We start from the raw sequence: 19,041 nt of genomic DNA, 5'->3' as shown, positions 1-19,041 counted from the left end.
TTCTCTTTTATGATTATCTTTTACAAATAGTGGTACATCATAGATAAACGATTGAAAGGATGATCAGCAAATGACGCAAGAAAAACAGACCTACCACGTCGATTTGGTCAGCGGCGATGTACTCGGACAGAAACTTGAAGAAAATCCAAGCTTCACGATACACGCAACGGATGAGGAACTGGCGGAATTGAAACAATGCTTAGAAGAGCAACATAAAGATGATTCGGAAGCATATGCCCGTTCACATGTGCCCTATCTCCTCTATCATCATGACCGTGCGAATGATAAATACGATGCAGCCATGAAAAAACTATATGCCATCATTTATCGATTAGGAGATGAAACTGCCCGAAATCATATAGAGGAAATCGGCATATTGAAGGATAATAAGTTCGAGGGCAATGAGGAAGTGCGGAATTTCAAATAATGCCATCAACAGAACCTGAAATTCTACTGGTTCTGTTTTTTCTATGTCACTAAGTAGAACCGCCATTGCGATGCCGGTCATGGCAGCTAGCCAAGTTGAATCAGTATTCATCCGACCGATGTACAGCCATGCCGATGAAACTGGGCAGAAAACTCACCTTAAAATCACATATTTCATTATGAGTCCTATATGACCTGAATGACATCAGCCCCCATGCTCATGATGGCAAAGGGACTGATGTATAAATATCATGGGAACATTAATGTTTTTGTTTATAATAGGTAATCGCAAGTGCAAGGGCCAGCACTGTTCCTTTGACGATATCCATTGCATAGTAGGGCACCGACATCATGATCAGCCCATTTTGCAGGATTCCGATCAGGACGGCTCCAATAAAGGTTCCGAAGGCATTCGGTTTCCCGGCCCCCAAGACGGAGGAACCAATGAAGGCAGCTGCAACGGCATCCATTAAATACGGCGCCCCCGAATTGATTTCAGATGTCATGACCCTTGAAGCAAGGACAATGCCCCCGATGGCGGCAAATAAAGCGGAAAGGAGATAGGCTAGCACCTTGTATTTATTGACCGCTATCCCGGAAAGTCTTGCCGCTTCCTTATTTCCCCCGATTATGTACATATAACGACCGTGCTTCGTATACGTCAAAAAGATGTGCGTCGTCACCACTATGACTGCCATGATTAAAATAATCCATGGTACTTGGCCTACTTTGGCGAAAAGCGGGCTGATCAGTCCTGTCGCGAACGTCCCATCAGGCATGACCATATTTTGCGAAACCGTCGCCCCTTTTGTATAGGTAAGGGCTATGCCTTGAATAATGAACATCGTAGCCAATGTCATCAGCATGTCAGGGATTCTCAATTTAACGATCATGAACGAATTCAAGGCCCCTACGACAAGTGAGGCACCGATTGCAGCCAATATGGCAATCAAGGTATCCTGCGAAAACCAGACAAACATCGATATGACGATTGCATTGGCCAATGAAGCGACGGAACCGACGGAAAGGTCGAATCCATCCACCGTTAAAGATATCGTTATGCCGATCGCAATGATCGTCACGATTGAAATCGAGCGGAGGATATTGATCAGATTGTTGGTTTGAATGAAAGATGGATTGGAAGCGGCAAAGATTCCAATCAAAAGGATAATCGTCAATATCGTGCCGTATTTATAGAAAAACTCGAACAACTCCACCTTTCTTTTTTTCGCGGTCTCTGTAACAGGAACGATTGTGTTCATCCTATTTTCCTCCTGTTGAATAGAATAATAGTTCTTCTTCATTGGTTTTCTTTGTTTGTAGTTCGATGACCGTTGTTCCATCGTATAACACATATGTCCGATTGGTAATGCCGATGATTTCGGAAAGCTCCGAGGACGCATAAATGATCGCTTTCCCCTTCCTGGCAAGCTTTGCAATCAATTCGAATATATCCTTTTTTGCTCCAACATCTACCCCTTTTGTCGGTTCATCGAATATGTATACATCCGCATCCGCCAAAAGCCACTTCCCGATGGCAACCTTTTGCTGATTACCTCCTGAAAGGTTTTCGACCTTCGCTTCACCAGAGGAAGCCTTGATGCCGAGACTCACAATCATCTCCTTCGCTTTTTCCTTTTCCGCCTTACGATCCACAACACTGAAAGTATTGCAAAATGTGCCGATACTGGCTGCAGTCAAGTTCGCCGTAACGGTTTCCTGAACAAGGACCCCTTCTTTCCTGCGTTCCTCCGGTACAAGTGCCAAACCGCTTTTTACCGCATCATGCGGTGATTTCAAGGAAACCCTTCTGCCGTTCAGTATGACTTTTCCCGTACCAATCGAAGTATGTCCAAACAGGACTTTACACAGCTCCGTTTTCCCAGCCCCGACCAAGCCTGCCAAGCCGACTATCTCTCCTGCCTTCAAATGCAGACTGACATCCTTAATCTTCCCCGCATCTGATAATCCCTTCACTTCCAGAACGACGTCACCAATTGCGGCATTCACTTCCGGGAACTGTTCATCCATCCTTCTCCCAAGCATGAGCTCAACCACTTCACTCTGGGTGATATCGCCCATTTTTCGGCAGGCGACACGCTCTCCATTCCTCATGACCGTGATTTCCTCACAAACCCTAAAAATTTCTGGGAGACGATGGGAGATGAAAATGATTCCTACACCCTTTTGCTTTAATTCATTTACAACTCGAAAAAGTTCCGAGGTCTCCGTATGGCTTAATGGGGCAGTTGGTTCGTCGAGAATCAAGAATTTGCATTCAGTCGAAACGGCCCTGGCTATGAGGACCATCTGCTTTTGGGCCAGGGTCAGATCTTTCACCAATTTTTTCGAAGGAACATGAATGTTCATATCTTCAAGAATCTGTGTGGCCGCGCTGTGCAGATCTTTCCATTTGACCAGCTGTTTCTTGCCCATGTTTTGGACCATTTCATTCAGCATTACATTTTCACCGACGGTTAAGTATGGGATGAGTGCCGTATCCACTTCCTGATACACGATTTGAATGCCCTGTTCCTGCGCTTCCTTTGGCGAACGGATTTCCCGCTTCATCCCATCGAGATAAATGTCACCTGAATAATGAACATGGGCCCCTGATAAAACTTTCATCAACGTGGATTTCCCTGCCCCATTTGCACCGACCAATGCATGGGCGGTCCCTGACCGTACCGAAAAATCAACATCTTTAAGCGCCTTGACTCCAGGAAATTCAATCGAAATGCCTTTCATTTCAAGTTGTGTGGCCATGTCCATTCCCCCTACCTGAACAGACACTCCCCTTCATAGGAAAGAGAGTGCCTCTTTTTTTACTTTTTATAGTGATCTTTCAAGACTTTCATCCAATCTTCTTCAAATTCGCTGGATTCACCCCATCCATCGACAATTCCAGATAGGTTCGTCATGTTTACCGCTTCTTTTGAAGCCTGGATTTGCTTTTGTGAAATGAGCGAAGCCTCTAAATCATATGTTTGCGGCGTATCCTCGCCCGCTAATTTTTTTGCCAATATCCTCATATTCACAGCCCCGATCAACTTTGGATCGACTGCTGCCGTGTAGGACCATGAGCTATCGGCAGAGTGCATTTCCTGAAGATCTGCATTGGATACGTCAATTCCGTATATCTTCACCTCATCACGGCCAGCTTCTTTTATCGCCCTGGCTGCTCCGATAGCAAACGCATCCCATGTTGCGAAAATGGCATCCAATTTACCTTTAGGATATTTATTCAGCATTGCGGCTACTGCATTCTGTGTCTGAACCGAAGTATCGGCAGATGCCACCCCGAACCTTTCGACCTCTTTTATACCAGGGTTTTCTTTTAATTTTTCCTGATAGACGGCATTTCTTCTCACCATTGGGGGAAAACCATCCACCCACAGATAGGCGATTGCCGATTTACCTTTCTGTTCTTCTATCAACTTATCAAAAGCAAGTGTTGCCAGCGCTTCATCATCCTGTGAAGTTAATGTAACACCGTCTATCTTGGATAAATCGCTTATGGAGTCGAAGGTGACAACGCTTTTTCCTGCATCAACCAGTTTTTGAACATCATTGACTGTTGCTGCATCATCCCCATGGGAAATGATATAGCCGTCATAATCCTGCTGCAAAGCCTGGGCTATGGCATCATGGAATTTGGCCGTATCTCCATTTGCTGTATATGTATCCACTTGGAACCCCAGGTCTTCCCCTTCTTCCTTCGCTCCAGCCAAATATTGGGCCGTATGATCATCTCCGCCTATTTTACGGATGACTTTGATTTTGGCTCCTTCCCCATCGGCAAATCTTTCTGGAACATTTTCAAATGAAACTTTTTCTTCTCGCTTCGGTTCCGTTGAACTTTGTCCTGAAGAGCAACCCGTTAAAAGCAAAGCAGAAGCGATAGCTGTAATGAATGCAGCGTTAATAGACTTTCTCATCCTGTTTCCCCCATTTTCTTCAATTATTCTTATCTGTTAAGTTGGTGTAAATCCTAAAATAAAAACCTCTCTAGTAATAGAGAGGTTTAATCGGCTGTTTTGCAGACTTGTCCCTCTCTTATCTGTCAAAACATTTCTGTTTTGCAGGATTTAGCACCAATTCCTAATGGAACGGTTGCTGGGCATCTTAGGGCCAGTCCCTCCGCCACTCTTGATAAGAGAATATATTGTGTTACGTTTTTCGTAATTACCACTTTATAGGGATATAGTCGTAAAGTCAATAGATTTTTGAATATTTGAAATGTTCGTCATGACTATTTATTTTCTTTGCAGTTGGGCTAGACGCTTTTTCTCGATTTTTTCCAGTCTCTCTAGCTGGCGCAATTTGACTTCGAACAAAGTGATAGGGTCACGGTAAACTTCCGGATTTTCCTTCATATGCTCCAAGGCGGCCTGGTAGTCTTTAATTTCCGTCTGCGTTTGTTCTATCGTTTTTTGCAGTAAGGCAAATGAGCTGCGATAGAAAAGTGAGATGTCCCGATCCAAGGATTTTTCAAACAATCCGAATTGGGTCAGGAAGCGATCCGTTATCATCTCCGCTACATCCTGGTAATCCTCGCCTTCCAAGTATTTCTTATAACGATTGTACATATTGGCTTTATTTTGCGGAATCGCCCCAAATAGTTTTCCTGCTCCTTTGAGCAGCAGCTGCGATGGCGTCCTGCGCAATAAGATATTGACGTTTTCGATCCGGATGCTGCTTGTCATCCGGTCCGCATCACGGCGCCAGTCATCCAATACCCTGAAGTCCCCGGCAAGCATGATCCGTTCTTCCTTGTATAGTTCATTGAATCCTGAACTCATTTCATCCATAAACTGCTGGCTTTGTGAGAATTCCATTTGGGAGCTGGCAATCCAGTCTTGCAGCGAACGGTAATATTGCGGCATGATTTTATCGGAAATGAAAGCTTGGATCCGATCATTCATTTCCTGATTCAACTCGATATGGACCTGACTGAAATCACTGCTTTCCGTTAACGATTTAGAGCAATCCCTAAGTAATTCGGGGATGTTGGAAGAAAGCTGATTTTTCACTTCATCTTTAATCATACGGTACGCCCTTATGATATTTTCACTTTTTTCTTTTTCCAAATCTGCCAGCTGGTTGACAGCGCCATTCAGCTTGACCTCCATCTGTTCATTCCAAGAGATGGAATGCTCACATTTCCTCTCGTTGGCGGCCCGTTTTTCTAACAAATAAGATAAAGTTTTGCGAATGAACGCAAGGATTTTTTCAGATCTTCTCTCCATCCAATTGCCATCTTGATAATTTGATTGAAGGAAAGCCGAAAGGTCCTTCAGCTGCTGCTTGCTATCATAAAGCTTGGAGAAGGCGAAAACTTTCGCATTCGGGAAATATGCATTCACCTTATCCCAAGTTTCGTCTTCCATCCGTACTGCCACTTGATCGCTGTAAATCGTATCCATCTTATTCAACAAGAAGTGTATCGGCAGCTTCGGAGCCAGCTTTTGAATCTCCAATAACAGATCCCGTTCACTTCCGGTGAAAGGAGCCCGGGCGTCAAGGACGAACAATAGGCCATCACTGCCATGCAAATAGCCTTGGAAATCAGATTCGACGCTTTTTTCCCCATTGAATCCAGGGGTATCCAACAGCCGCAGGCGATTATTCTTCAGGTAGTCACTAATCAGCGTAACATCGACAATCGTCCCCCGCTGACGGCGCGTTTCATCCAATTCCGTTAATTCCATCACAGCCTTGCGCTCTGTGTCCGTGATTTCGAGGATTTCCAAATCATCTCCGTCTTTAACGCTGACCAGGGACGAATGATCTTCGGCGGCAATGCTCTCGCCGACAATCGACTGGATGAAGGAAGTCTTGCCATTGCCTGCACTCCCAACTAGCAAAAGATTGAAATTGCCGGTATCTTTAAGCCCCTCGACCATCCACTTCAGCTTGTTGCCGACCTTTAAATCATTCTCTTCAGCCCACTGGATAATGGAATTGAAGAGTTTTTCACCAGCTTCGAGCCCGCCTCCCAATTTAGGGGACTTCGCCAACAGACTTTCTGCATCCTGAATGACCAGTGCATTGATCGTATCAGGGAATATTTCATTCCAGGACAACGCAGAGGCTGCTGCAAATAACGAGAGCTCCCCATCTGCGATTTTCAGCCAGTTTTCCAGGAGCCTTGGCACGACAGGGCTCAGCTCCTTGATCAAATGAGTTCCTTCAAGCAGACTTGCATAGGCATCCCGGTAAAGGACCGTAAGCTCTTCCCAGACGTCTCCTTGATTTAATTCAATCATATCTATCAAGTTATTGATCACTTTGAGCCATTCGAAATATGAATCGGTATATTTATAATTTTTCCAGAGGGCAACCGTCATTTTTTCGAAACGATTCTGGTCGAGCGCATATAGCGAACCTAAGACATTTGAAAAATAATCCGGAGCCATCGATTGAGCGACTCCCTGCTGGATATATGTTTTCAGCACATCGAACCAGCTCATTGATTCCGTACGGATACTTTCCTCCGACGCTAGGACCACTGCGCTGTTCCAATCCTTTTGTTCTTCAAAAAAGGCGCGTGCAATTTCCGTGACATTCGGGTAATCCGGTTGAAACTCAACGGCTTCCTTCACGACTTTGGACGCCAGGTCATTTCTTGATTCCACTATGTAAAGGGAAAATAATTGCAGAAGAACCTCCGTTTTCAACACCGCTTCATCGGTAACCACGGATTTATAGATATCTTCTGCCGTTGAATACATTTCCAGTTCAAAATAGGCGTCAGCGATATTTTTCTTCGCCCACGATCCAAGCTCGCCCTCAATGTTTTCCCATTTAAAAATGGCCGCTTCATAGTCATGGTGTTGAAAGTATACTTCCCCTTGTGCATATCGAATTGCGGTCAAATCCGCTCTTTCCTTTTTTTGTTCCACGAGGAACATTTCGCCCAAAGCTTGAATGGGATGTTTCGTTGCATCCTCAATCATCGTTTCATAATATTTTTTTTCGATTAGACGTTCGTCCATCTTTATTCCCCCGATATATTTCATATTTTCAATTAAAGGATGTTCACTGATTTGCTAAAGCCTTCCTGAAGCTTTCCGAGCAAAGAGCTCCATACGTTCCTTTAGTTAAGAAAATTATTGTTAAAACCTTAAAATGTTATTTTAACAAAACAATATGGTAACAAGATGTCACCACTCTTACAATTTTAAAACAGAAGCGAAGGGATTTGTAATGATTTTAATAAACCGTTACAGAGAAGTCATTTCCATATTCGAGAAAATATGTTTCCTTGTGCCCTTATCCTTGCCCCCCTGTTACAGCAGTCCCTTTAACCATTAAAAAACGAATAATAATTCCCACTTGAAAAATATAAAAAAGCAGCACCTTTTCATCATGAAAGGTCACTGCTCTTTGATAAGCTCCAAACAGTCGTTGTCCCTTGACGAATTAGGATTATACCCCTGTACGCTTACGTTGGTTATTCGGCTTTTTAGTCAACTGGCTTTTGAGCTGTTTCGTTTTCTTCACTACGCCGGTTTCCAGTTTATCTTTACTTGAACCTGCTTGCTTTTGAGCCAGTTTTTGTTTGACCGCATCCGCCAGGCTTAACTTTTTATTTTCAGACATACTGTTATCTCCTTTAGTGTTCTGCCTTCTATTATAATATAGTTGCGGTTAGAAAGATAATAGGGAGTTATTCCGGTTCTTTTATCCCTGAATATAGGAAGTTTCGCCAACTGTAGACTAATTTCCTGCCCCTTTAGGGCGAAATATGAGGCGGCGGACGTTTTTATCGTTTATTTTGTTCGGGACCATATTGCTTTATTTTGGAAATAACCACCACCTTTTTGTTATGATGAGGGAAAGGAGATGATAAGCAGTATGTCTAAGCAAACCCGTATTGGCAAAACAGAATTGTACGTTAATCCGATTGGCCTTGGCACGAATGCCATTGGCGGACATAACCTTTTCCCCAATTTAAGCGAGGATACCGGAAAAGATGTCTTAAGAACGGCGCTTGAAAAGGGGATTAACTTTTGGGACACAGCCTTCATTTACGGTCCTGAGCGATCAGAGGAACTTATCGGAGAAATTCTTAAAGAGACGGGCAAACGTGAAAATGTAGTCCTTGCCACTAAAGGAGCCCACAAATTCGTCGATGGCAAAGTCGTGCTTGATAATTCTCCCACCTTCCTGAAGAGCGCGGTGGAATCAAGCTTGAAAAGGCTACAAACCGATTACATCGATTTATTCTACATCCATTTCCCTGATGAAGGAACACCGAAGGATGAAGCGGTAGGTGCCTTGAAGGAATTGAGGGATGCCGGGAAAATCAAGGCAATCGGCGTTTCCAATTTTACGTTCGAGCAATTAAAAGAAGCGAATAAAGACGGCTATGTCGATGTCCTACAATCCGAATATAACTTATTCAAACGCGAGGCGGAACTGGACTTGCTGCCATATACTGCTGAAAACGATATCTCTTTCATTCCCTATTTCCCCCTTGCTTCTGGGCTGCTTGGCGGTAAATATAATCAAGAATCCAAATTCGAGGATGGACGCGCACAAAGCCCACTCTTTCAAGGTCAGGAATTTGTCAGCAACCTGCAAAAAGTTGAAGAAGTCCGTGCCATTGCCAGCAGGAAGAATGCTGATGTCGCAGATGTGGTACTCGCTTGGTATTTAACCAGGCATTCAATCGATGTCCTCATTCCCGGAGCAAAAAAACCGGAACAGGTCACACGCAACTTAAAGGCTTTGGATGTCGAGCTGACCATGGATGAAATTGCCGAAATCAGCGCCATCTTCGCGTGATCTGAGTTTTTAACAGATAAGGAAAGGCTGTTCAGCTCAAGCTGAGCAGCTTTTTCCTGAAGATTAATCGATTTAAGGAAGGCTGATGAAGACAGCTACCACTACCTTATTTCTTATCCTGGCCATTTTATTTTTTGGTGGGCAATTACATTTCCTTATGCGGCGTTTCATTGGAGGCATATCGTAGAGATCTTCCAGTTGAATGATAACCTTCTATTCGGTAGAAAACTAAAAAACATCCCGATCATTTCAGCCATTGAAGGTCTCTTTTATATCGGGATTTCCCCATCAGCAGGCTCATTCATTTTCTTTAATATATCGCTTCGTCACATCAAGGCCTGGCTGAAGTCCTTCTCAATCTGATCGCCGTCTTTGCCGCCATTCTTAGCCTTCTTATAGCAGGTCAATCGGGCTCCACCTTCCAAAGCCTTGGCGGGTCTTCTCGTCTTCATCGGTGTCCATTTGAGAAGCCAAAAGAAAGCGTCCAATCGGCCTGCCACGACAACCATGTAATAAATATCCGGAAATTCTCATCAAACCTTGTCTATCAAGCATGATATACGTTATCCTTTAAAGAAGAAAATTCGAATGAAAAGGTGTGCTTTAGTTGAGGATCAATAAATATATTAGTGAATCAGGAATTACCTCGAGACGAGGCGCTGATAAATGGATTGCAGAAGGACGTGTTACGATTAACGGAGCTATAGCTGAACTTGGCAGTCAAGCCCAATCGGGTGATGATGTTCGTGTAGACGGCAATCCGATAAAAGTGGAACAACAAAATGTCTACATTGCCCTGAATAAGCCGATTGGGATTACTAGTACGACGGAAAAACATATTAAAGGAAACATCGTTGACTTTGTCAATCATCCGCTCCGCATTTTCCATATCGGCCGGCTCGACAAAGACTCAAGCGGACTGATCCTGCTTACGAATGACGGAGATATCGTAAATGAAATCCTTCGTGCAGAGAACAAACATGAAAAAGAATACATCGTAACCGTTGATAAGCCGCTTACCGCTTCATTCATTAAAGAAATGTCAGCCGGCGTAGAGATTTTGGATACGAAAACACTTCCCTGTAAAGTTAAGCAATTGACCAAATACACATTCAACATCACCTTGATGCAAGGACTGAACAGACAAATCCGCCGCATGTGCTCAGCTTTAGGCTATGAAGTCCGTGATTTGCACCGAATCCGAATCATGAACATCCATTTAGACGGCCTGGCGCTCGGCCAATGGCGTGACCTGACCGAGGATGAACTGAAGGAACTGTTTACGGAATTGAACTACACGCCTAGGCAAAGATAAAAAGCGAGATGCCCCCAAAAATAGGAGGCATCTTTTATTTGCTTGAATAGTCTTATTTGCCATGCAATATTCTCGCAATCTCGTGAATTCGTTCCTAACACATAATTTGGACGCGATATCTACATAGTTTATTGCTTACTTTCGAGATCATGGCGCGTTTACTCGCGAGTTTAGTCTTTGCACAACATTTCGGGCGTTTTCTCATGAAATTCGATCATTTCATTCATTCAGACATAAATAAAAAGCAACCTGCTTGAGGCTGCTTGATATGGTTTGTTCATACCCACCATAATTCTGTGGGACTTTCATTGATGAGGACTGTTTTCAGATTGGTTACAGCTCGCTGGAACCCTTCTTCGACTGACATCAGCGGATCTTCGTGTTCGATGCTGACGACATAGTCGTATCCGTATGTACGGAGGGCGCTCATGATATCGGACCATTCTTGGAGGCTGTGTCCGCATCCTACCGAGCGGAAGTTCCAGGCACGGCTTTGGACATTCCCGTATGGCTGCATGTCGGTTAGTCCATACATATTGATGTTATCCTGATCCAGGTATGTGTCTTTCGCATGGAAATGGTAAATGGCTCCCGCTTTGCCGAGAATCTTGATGGCGCCGACCGGCTCGATGCCCTGCCACCACAGATGGCTTGGGTCCAGGTTAGCGCCAATGGCATCAGATGTAGCTTCGCGCAGCTTTAGCAGGGTATAGGGTGTGTGAACGAGAAATCCCCCATGCAGCTCAAGCCCGATCTTTATTTGATGTTCATCGGCAATGGCTGCAACTCTTTTCCAATAGGGAATCAATTTTTCTTCCCACTGCCATTTCAGCACTTCTGAATACTCATTCGGCCACGGTGCGACAGGCCAGTTTGGATGTTTTGCCCCTTCATGATCACCAGCAGTACCTGAAAAGGTATTGACGACAGGGACCTTGAGCAGGGATGCCAGCTTGATCGTTTTGATCAGGGTTTCGTCACTTTCTTTAGCGAATGCTTCGTCCGGTGAGATTGGATTGCCGTGGCAGCTGAACGCACTGATCGACAATCCTCTTGATTGTACGGATTCCAAGTATTTTTGGCGTTTTTCCTCACTCTCAAGAAGTTCATCGAGGGGACAGTGGATATTGCCTGGATACCCGCCTGTACCGATTTCGACTGTTTTTAAACCGGAATCCGCCACATAATCAAGCATATCCTCGAATGATTTTTGAGCAAATAATACTGTAAAAATTCCTAATTTCACATGCCCCACCTCACCTTTTTTTATTTTATGCTCATGACCTTCCCACTTGCTGAGCTTTGATAAATGGCTTCGATTATTTTCGAAACTTTCATGGCCTCCTCTGGTTTTACCAATGGTTCCACCAACCCTAAGCAGCTATTGATAAAGTTCTCCGCCTGTTGAAGATCCGGTGTATCCTCCCCTGGCATCCATACGGCCTCACTGTTTAAAAGCATGCCGTGCTTAGCCTGATTCAGCACTAACGGGAATACATCCAGTCCGCCCTGCGTTCCGGATAGGCTCAAAACCGTGGCTTCCTCACGAATATTCGCGGCCCAAGAGGTTTCGAACAAAAGGGACGCCCCATTTGCAAATTTGATATAAGCGGTGGCATGGTCATCCACTTCAAATACCGAGGCATCGAAATTCCCCCATAGATTGACCTGATCGACTCCCTTACTGACATAATTATATGTCGACCCTACGATTTCAATCGGTTCCGGGTCATCCATGAGCCATAAGGCCAAATCAAGCAAATGGCAGCCGTAATCGATCACGCTTCCCCCGCCTTGCAATTCCTTGCTTGTAAATACTCCCCAGCCAGGGACTTTGCGCCGCCTGATTGCCTGTACACGTGCAACATAAGGCTCACCGATTTCACCTGCCTGAATCATTTTCTTGGCAGCCTGCGCCTCCTTCATGAATCGGTAATGATATGCGGTCGACAGCACTTTTCCCGATAGATTGGCAGCCTCGGTTATTGCCTTGCATTCCTCGGTCGTAATGGCCATCGGCTTTTCACAGAGTACATGTACGCCAGCTTGCAGGGCGGCAATGGAAATCTCCGCATGAAATTTGTTTGGTGTTGCAATCGTGACAGCATCCACCTCTGCAAACATTTCTTCGTAGTTGGTGAAAACCTTCTCGATATGAAATTCCCTTGCCACATCTCTTGCCTTTGACTCGTCTATATCATGAATGGCGTATAAAACTACCTTGTCTTGAAATTTTTGAAAAGCTGGGATATGCCTTTTTTGGGCAATTCCTCCAGCACCGATAATACCCATTTTCAATTTGTACATGATGATCGTTAACCCCTTTATAAGCGGATGATTTTTCGGGTTGCATTTGATTCCATCGCGCCAAGAATGACTTTTAAAGATTTTAACCCTTCCACTCCTGAGACTAGGGGCTCCTCATTGTCCGCCACGCATTTTACAAAGTGGCTGATCACTTCCGAGTCATGCTGTCCTTCGGAGTCATTCGTTTGGATACTCCCTAATTGGATCGTATCCGTTTTTCCATTATCATGATGGATGATCAGTGAATATGTTGGATCGTCTTCAAGGCGCAATACGGCTTTCTCCGCATAAATGACCGTCGCATTGTCTTCCTTCGCATACGACCAGCTGGCGGTAAGGGTACCGATGATACCGCTCGCAGTCCTTAGAATACAAGCCGCACTGTCATCGACGTCTGTATTTTTCTTGGCAGTCGTTTCTACAAACGCCCCCACCTCAACAAATTCTTCTCCAAGGATATACCTTAATAAATCAGCTTTATGAACACCTAAATCTCCCATCGCACCAATGACTGCCTGATCTTTTTTAAAAAACCAGCTTTCTCGTCCGTCCACGCTCCATGTTTCTGGCCCGGAATGTCCAAAAGCGGTCCGGAAGCTATAGACCTTTCCAACCTCACCACTTTCGATAAGCTGTTTTGCTCGTTGGTGTGAGGGAACGAATCGCTGATTATGACCAATCATCAAGATTTTTCCGTTTCTCGCTGCGGCCTCATTCATTTTTTCCGCGTCATCCAAAGAAGTGGCCATTGGTTTTTCACAAAGGACATGCTTGCCTGCCTCCAATGCCGCAATGGTAATGCGTGCATGCAGGTAGTTCGGTGTACATACACTGATCGCTTCAATCTCCTCATTCTTCAAAAGTTCTATATAATCAGTATATGCTCGCGCGCCATACCTTTGTGCTGCTGCATTCGCCCTGTCTGGCACAATATCGCAAACGGCCATGATCTCTGTTTGCAAATTTGCTTCATACTCGGGAAAATGCCTATTTTTCGCAATGCTCCCGCATCCAATGACTCCTACCTTCAATTTGCCCATTACGCTCTCTCCTTCACTTTACTCTTTGCCTGAGATGGATTCCAACGGTTCGGATCTTCCATAATTCGTCACCATGCCAAACTCGGGCTTGACCCATTTGACGGCATTCTTGATGACGCGTTGTATCTGCGGATTATGGTAAGTCGGATATGATTCATGACCTGGCCGGAAATAAAAAATCCTCCCTTTTCCACGTTGATACGTGCAGCCGCTCCTGAAAATTTCCCCACCTTCAAACCAACTGACGAATAATAATTGATCAGGTGCAGGAATATCGAAGTGCTCCCCGTACATCTCTTCCTTCTCAAGCTCTATATATTCTCCGATTCCTTCAACGATCGGGTGGCTGGGATCGATTACCCAAAGTCTTTCCTTCTCGTCGGCCACACGCCATTTCAAATCGCAAGTCGTACCCATCAATTGTTTGAAGATTTTCGAAAAATGACCAGAATGGAGGACGATGAGGCCCATTCCCTCGAGTACCCGCTTGTGGACCTTTGCAACGATTTCATCCCGCACTTCATCATGTGCAACATGCCCCCACCAAAGAAGTACATCGGTTTGTTCCAGTACTTCTTCCGTTAGCCCATGCTCTGCCTCATCAAGGGTGGCGGTCCTTACCTCAACCTGTTCACTTCGTAAAAAACCGGCTATCGCCCCATGGATTCCATCAGGATATATTTCGGCCACTTCAGGCTTTGACTTCTCATGGCGAAATTCATTCCATACCAGGACCCTCATGAACAATCCCCTCCCTGCCTCGTTTGTTTCCTAATACCTCAATTTCGTTAACGCAAACGTTTGCGTTTCCCTTGACCGAAGCACATTCCAATATTTGAACACACGTATTAAACGAAATAGTATGAATTATTAAAAATGATTGTGATAATCTTTATTGTAAATTTAAGTGTACAAAAATCAAGCTTTAATTGGGAAAACATTTCTACATTTTTCTTTTAATTTCCTGTTCGATAGCAAAATGCGACTCACGCTTGATGATTTTGGTAGGAATCCTTATATTTTTTTCCATCATTTCGGGGTTTGCAATTAAATCGAATACGCATTTGGCTGCCTCGTATCCTAACTGATACGTATGGATATCAACCGTTGTCAGCGGCGTACTTAAGAATTCGATGAATTCGGAATGATTGAAACAGACGACACTGACCTGCTGGGGCACTTTCACATTCCTTTCAGCCAACAATCCGAGCAAAAGAACGGCCAACAAAAGATCCGTAACCAAAAAAGCGGTCGGTGCTTCTTTCAATCCAAGCAAATCGTCTATTGCCTTTATTCCATCGATCCGATTCAAAGGAATCAATTTGATATATTCCTGAGGTACATCTAACCCTGCCTGTTCCACCGCTTGCTGAAATCCCATCAAGCGGTCGGAGATCACCTCAAACTCAGGACTTCCTCCTAAAAAGGCGATTCGCTGATGTCCAAGACCAATCACAAACTCAGTTACCTCCGTCGCTGCTTGAACATTGTCGTTATCTATGAAGGTGATGCCGGTCATGTTCGTACTTGGCTTTCCTATCAATACAAACGGAAACCCCTGTTTCAGCAGATACGGGACCACCTTGTCATCCTTCTTTGAGTATAAAACAATCATGCCATCCACTCTTCTGCCTTGGACCATCTTCACGACATCCTCAAAGATGGCATCCTCCGTTTCACCGGTTGTCAAGGAAAGACTGAAACCCTCTTTATTGCAGAAGTCCCCGATCCCACGGATCACCTCTGGAAAAAAAGGATTATAAAGTGATTCCTTCGCTGAGCTTTTCATGACGATGCCAATGGCCTTGGTAGACTTCGTGACCAAGTTCCTGGCGTTTTCATTCATATGATAGCCCATTTCCTTTAATACCTTGCGTACCTTACGCTTAGTCTTCTCACTGATTGCCGGGCTGTTATGGATTACACGCGATACTGTAGATGGAGCGACATTCGCTTTTTTGGCGACGTCCTTTATTGTTACAGACATCTTCATCACCACTCCCCGTCCACCGCATATGGTTTAATATTCCCTATATTTGAATAGTTATTTAACGGCTCCATCTGCAATCCCTTTAATGATTTGCCTTTGAGCGAAAAAGTACGCGATGATGACTGGAATGATGGATAAAGTGAGTCCAGCCAAGGCAAGATGCCATTGCTTCGTATATTGTCCAAAAAAGAAAAACAATTTGAGTGGGATGGTCTCAGAGCCTGCGCCGCCTATTACAAGGGACGGCAGCAAGTAGTCGTTCCATATCCAAATGACATTTAAGATCCCAACGGTAATCGACATGGGCTTCAAGAGTGGAAAAATGATATGCCAAAATACTTGAAAACGGTTTGCACCATCTATTTTTGCCGCTTCATCCAGCGAGATCGGAATTCCCTTCAAGGTACCATGATAGAGGAAAATGGAAAGGCTGCAGCCGAATCCCAAATACATGAAAATCAAACCGCCCTTGTTCAGCATCCCAAACTGACCGAATTGGGCAACTAGCGGTATCATTACGGATTGAAAAGGGATCAGCATCGCTGCTACAAACACGAAGAAAAGCAAGGAGCTTATTTTACTTTTGTTTCGTGAAAGTGCATATGCTGCCATCGCCGAAAAGATGATGATGATGGCGACACTCACACCAGATATCAACAAAGAATTGAATAAAGTCCGGAGAAAATCCAGCTGCTCGAAAGCTTGAGCGAAGTTTTCGAACGTCCAGGCTGACGGCAGACCAAGGGTATCGGCAAATATATCACGCTTCATTTTAAATGCGTTGACAATCATCAAATAAAACGGAGTGAGCCATACTATCGCCAAAATGAAGCCAATGATTCCAAGCAGCCACAATTTCCATTTTTCCTTCATTACAGCTCAACCTCCCTTTTCTTATTGATATACACTTGTGTCAACGAAACGACTGCCACGATCACGAAAAAGATAACCGCTTTTGCCTGTGCATAGGCCATGTCATTTTCCGTGAAGGCCGATTTCACGATATTCATCGCGACCATTTCGGTTGAGTTATAAGGAGCACCGTTCGTCAAAGAAAGATTTTGATCATAAATCTTGAACGAATGGGACAGCGTCAAAAACAGGCTGACGGTAAAAGCAGGTGCCACAAGCGGAAAGGTAATATGGCGGAAGCGCTGGAAGCTGTTGGCCCCATCGATCTTCGCCGCCTCGATCAAGTCTTCAGGAACAGCCTGCAGATAGGCGATATAGATGATCATGATATATCCGGCCATTTGCCAAGCCGTTAATATGATCAAGCCCCAAAACCCGGTTTCTGTCGTTGAAAGCCAGCCATTAAATGCTTCGATGCCTGTTAGATCACCGATTGCACCGAAGACTTTAATGAATATGAACTGCCAAATAAAACCGAGGATCAAGCCGCCGATCAGATTGGGCATAAAGAAAACTGTCCGGAGGATGTTGCTTGATTTGATTTTGGATGTCACGATTAGAGCCAAACTTAATCCAATAATATTGATCACCACGATTGCAGCTACGGAAAATTTAATGGTGAACCAAAATGTATCCAGAAATCCTCTATCGGTGAACAAATCCAGATAATTCTTGAGCCCGATGAAGTCCGGGGTTCCAAGACCGTTCCAATTCGTAAAGGAATAATAAAAACCATAGATAAGCGGCACGATCACCACCAAAATGAGTGCAGCAAGAACAGGTGTCAAAAACAGCCAATATGCGGCATCCCGATTTCTCAACGAAACCGACCTCCTTATGAAAAAATAATGTAGTAGAAAAGGGGTTTATAGCTTTAAGTAAAATGAAGAGCTGGTTTGTGCAATCCAATCAGGAACAACCAATCGACATGCCTTTATGCCGATTGGTCATTTGTCCATTTCCAAGCATTATTTACTGCGTATTTTTTCCCAATTTTCAATGTTCTGCTTAACAAATTCCTCCCACGTCAGCTTACCAGTTACGTATTTTTGGATGCTCGCACCAAGTTCATCATTCCAGCCGACTGGATAACCGTTAAACACCCAGCCTGTCGTATTTCCTGCTTGGGAATATTTATAGATTTCCTTTGAAATTGGATCGGCTATTTTTTCCACATCATATCCTTCATAAGCAGGAATGAATTTGAAGTCCTCCAAAACGGCCTTTTTCCCTTCGTCAGATGTATACATCCAATCAAGGAACTTCTTCGCTTCCTTCTGTACCTTTTCATCGGATTTCTTGTTCACTGCCCAATAGTTAGGGACGCCGACAGGCATGCCCGTAGCTTTTTCTCCATTAGGAATCGGGATGATGCCAATTCCTTTTTCCGCTAGCTCAGGATCCATGTCATACACGGTGTTATACACCCAGTTTCCTTGCTGAATGATTGCAACTTTCTCCAGCGAGAACAATTCCTCCACTTGCTGGGAGTAATCAAGACTTGCTGTCGGCTGGACGGAATATTCATTTTGGATATCAACAAGTTGCTTGAACTTATCACCATCCGTGAATTTAACCGTAGGGGACTTGCTTGCTTCCAATACATTCCCATCAAACTCCGGAGCTAAAAAGACATTGGATAGATGGTTTCCTGTCACCCACTTCTCCTTGACCGGATAAGCGAAAACGGCATCAAGCTTCAATTTTTTCTTCTGTGAATCGATTTTCTTGACCGCTGCCTCCAGCGCTGAATAGCTTGTGATTTCTTCAGGCTTGATACCTGCTTCTTTAAGAATCCGCTTATTATAAATCAAGCCGTACCCTTCTTGGTTGAATGGAAGGCCCAGAACTTGCCCGTCCTGTTTCACCCCATCCAAAGTGCCATCAAGGGCTGCTTCTGCCGCCTTCGTATCCTTTAAATCTAACAATCTATCTTTATATTGTTCGACATCCACCGGTCCGCCAATGTTAAAAACGGCTGGTTCTTCACCGGAAGCGAATTTTGCGGTAATGGCTGATTTATAATCATTTCCGCCGCCGACTGTCGATATCTTGATCTTCACACCAGGATTTTCTTTTTCATACTGCTTGGCCAAAGTCTCGAATTGCGACTTGAACTCTACCTTGAATTGAAATATATCGAGCGTCACCTTATCAGAGCCGCCGTCCCCGCCAGTGGAAGAAGAACACCCAGCCAAAAACACGCTAAATATCAATAAAATAGAAAAGATTCCCCCGTACCATTTTTTACGCTTCAT

General features: G+C 44.3%; 17 protein-coding genes and 1 riboswitch. Of the genes, 3 read left to right on the top strand and 14 right to left on the bottom strand.

Translation table 11 applies throughout. The features are described 5' to 3' along the window. Positions 1 to 70 precede the first annotated feature (70 nt). Complete coding sequence (locus tag MHI53_RS02620; RefSeq protein ID WP_340372688.1) at positions 71 to 427, top strand: hydrolase; 357 nt, start codon at positions 71 to 73, stop codon at positions 425 to 427. Between the two features lie 259 nt (positions 428 to 686). Here the strand turns inward: MHI53_RS02620 and MHI53_RS02615 are convergent, their stop codons facing one another. From MHI53_RS02615 to MHI53_RS02595, 5 genes are all read right to left on the bottom strand, one after another. Continuing rightward, complete coding sequence (locus tag MHI53_RS02615; protein WP_100533483.1) at positions 687 to 1,688, bottom strand: ABC transporter permease; 1,002 nt, start codon at positions 1,686 to 1,688, stop codon at positions 687 to 689. A 1-nt stretch (position 1,689) separates the two neighbouring features. Beyond that, positions 1,690 to 3,192, bottom strand: coding sequence for a sugar ABC transporter ATP-binding protein (locus MHI53_RS02610; protein WP_340372687.1), 1,503 nt, complete (start codon positions 3,190 to 3,192; stop codon positions 1,690 to 1,692). Between the two features lie 59 nt (positions 3,193 to 3,251). After that, positions 3,252 to 4,364: a sugar ABC transporter substrate-binding protein gene (locus tag MHI53_RS02605; protein WP_340372686.1), complete on the bottom strand. Its 1,113-nt coding sequence runs from the start codon at positions 4,362 to 4,364 to the stop codon at positions 3,252 to 3,254. Between the two features lie 115 nt (positions 4,365 to 4,479). Beyond that, positions 4,480 to 4,585, bottom strand: a riboswitch (SAM riboswitch). A 97-nt stretch (positions 4,586 to 4,682) separates the two neighbouring features. Beyond that, complete coding sequence (locus MHI53_RS02600; protein ID WP_340372685.1) at positions 4,683 to 7,424, bottom strand: GTPase domain-containing protein; 2,742 nt, start codon at positions 7,422 to 7,424, stop codon at positions 4,683 to 4,685. Positions 7,425 to 7,857: 433 nt separating this feature from the next. Then, positions 7,858 to 8,031, bottom strand: coding sequence for a hypothetical protein (locus MHI53_RS02595; protein WP_164468807.1), 174 nt, complete (start codon positions 8,029 to 8,031; stop codon positions 7,858 to 7,860). 255 nt (positions 8,032 to 8,286) lie between these two features. Between MHI53_RS02595 and MHI53_RS02590 the strand changes: the two genes are divergently transcribed. Then, positions 8,287 to 9,219, top strand: a complete 933-nt coding sequence (locus tag MHI53_RS02590) for an aldo/keto reductase (RefSeq protein WP_340372684.1) — start codon at positions 8,287 to 8,289, stop codon at positions 9,217 to 9,219. Positions 9,220 to 9,545: 326 nt separating this feature from the next. Here the strand turns inward: MHI53_RS02590 and MHI53_RS02585 are convergent, their stop codons facing one another. After that, positions 9,546 to 9,728 carry a hypothetical protein gene (locus MHI53_RS02585; RefSeq protein WP_340372683.1) on the bottom strand — a complete coding sequence of 61 codons (183 nt, stop codon included), beginning with the start codon at positions 9,726 to 9,728 and terminating at the stop codon, positions 9,546 to 9,548. Between the two features lie 98 nt (positions 9,729 to 9,826). On the opposite strand from MHI53_RS02585, the gene rluF reads away from it, so the two are divergent. Beyond that, the gene (gene rluF, locus MHI53_RS02580) at positions 9,827 to 10,534 is read left to right on the top strand and encodes a 23S rRNA pseudouridine(2604) synthase RluF (RefSeq protein ID WP_061140585.1); all 708 of its coding nucleotides are present in this window, start codon (positions 9,827 to 9,829) and stop codon (positions 10,532 to 10,534) included. Positions 10,535 to 10,811: 277 nt separating this feature from the next. On the opposite strand, the gene MHI53_RS02575 is transcribed toward rluF, so the two are convergent. From MHI53_RS02575 to MHI53_RS02540, 8 genes are all read right to left on the bottom strand, one after another. Then, on the bottom strand, positions 10,812 to 11,780 hold the full coding sequence (locus MHI53_RS02575; RefSeq protein ID WP_061140584.1) for a sugar phosphate isomerase/epimerase: 969 nt from the start codon (positions 11,778 to 11,780) through the stop codon (positions 10,812 to 10,814). A 20-nt stretch (positions 11,781 to 11,800) separates the two neighbouring features. Then, positions 11,801 to 12,841, bottom strand: a complete 1,041-nt coding sequence (locus tag MHI53_RS02570) for a Gfo/Idh/MocA family oxidoreductase (protein ID WP_340372682.1) — start codon at positions 12,839 to 12,841, stop codon at positions 11,801 to 11,803. Positions 12,842 to 12,858: 17 nt separating this feature from the next. Then, the gene (locus MHI53_RS02565; RefSeq protein WP_061140582.1) at positions 12,859 to 13,881 is read right to left on the bottom strand and encodes a Gfo/Idh/MocA family oxidoreductase; all 1,023 of its coding nucleotides are present in this window, start codon (positions 13,879 to 13,881) and stop codon (positions 12,859 to 12,861) included. Between the two features lie 18 nt (positions 13,882 to 13,899). Beyond that, positions 13,900 to 14,622, bottom strand: a complete 723-nt coding sequence (locus tag MHI53_RS02560; RefSeq protein ID WP_061140581.1) for a ThuA domain-containing protein — start codon at positions 14,620 to 14,622, stop codon at positions 13,900 to 13,902. 202 nt (positions 14,623 to 14,824) lie between these two features. Further along, positions 14,825 to 15,868, bottom strand: coding sequence for a LacI family DNA-binding transcriptional regulator (locus tag MHI53_RS02555; protein WP_340372681.1), 1,044 nt, complete (start codon positions 15,866 to 15,868; stop codon positions 14,825 to 14,827). A 57-nt stretch (positions 15,869 to 15,925) separates the two neighbouring features. Then, positions 15,926 to 16,744 carry a carbohydrate ABC transporter permease gene (locus MHI53_RS02550; protein WP_061140579.1) on the bottom strand — a complete coding sequence of 273 codons (819 nt, stop codon included), beginning with the start codon at positions 16,742 to 16,744 and terminating at the stop codon, positions 15,926 to 15,928. Next, positions 16,744 to 17,604 carry a sugar ABC transporter permease gene (locus MHI53_RS02545; RefSeq protein WP_061140578.1) on the bottom strand — a complete coding sequence of 287 codons (861 nt, stop codon included), beginning with the start codon at positions 17,602 to 17,604 and terminating at the stop codon, positions 16,744 to 16,746. Before MHI53_RS02545 ends, MHI53_RS02550 begins: the two co-directional genes overlap by 1 nt. Before the next feature lie 147 nt (positions 17,605 to 17,751). Beyond that, entirely contained in the window at positions 17,752 to 19,041 is a 1,290-nt protein-coding gene (locus MHI53_RS02540) for an extracellular solute-binding protein (protein WP_061140622.1), read from the bottom strand.

Source organism: Peribacillus sp. FSL E2-0218 (assembly GCF_037992945.1).
In the GTDB taxonomy this organism is placed as follows: Bacteria; Bacillota; Bacilli; order Bacillales; family DSM-1321; genus Peribacillus; species Peribacillus simplex_B.
Note: the sequence above shows the minus strand (reverse complement) of the source record. Positions and strands in the feature narration are given on the sequence as shown.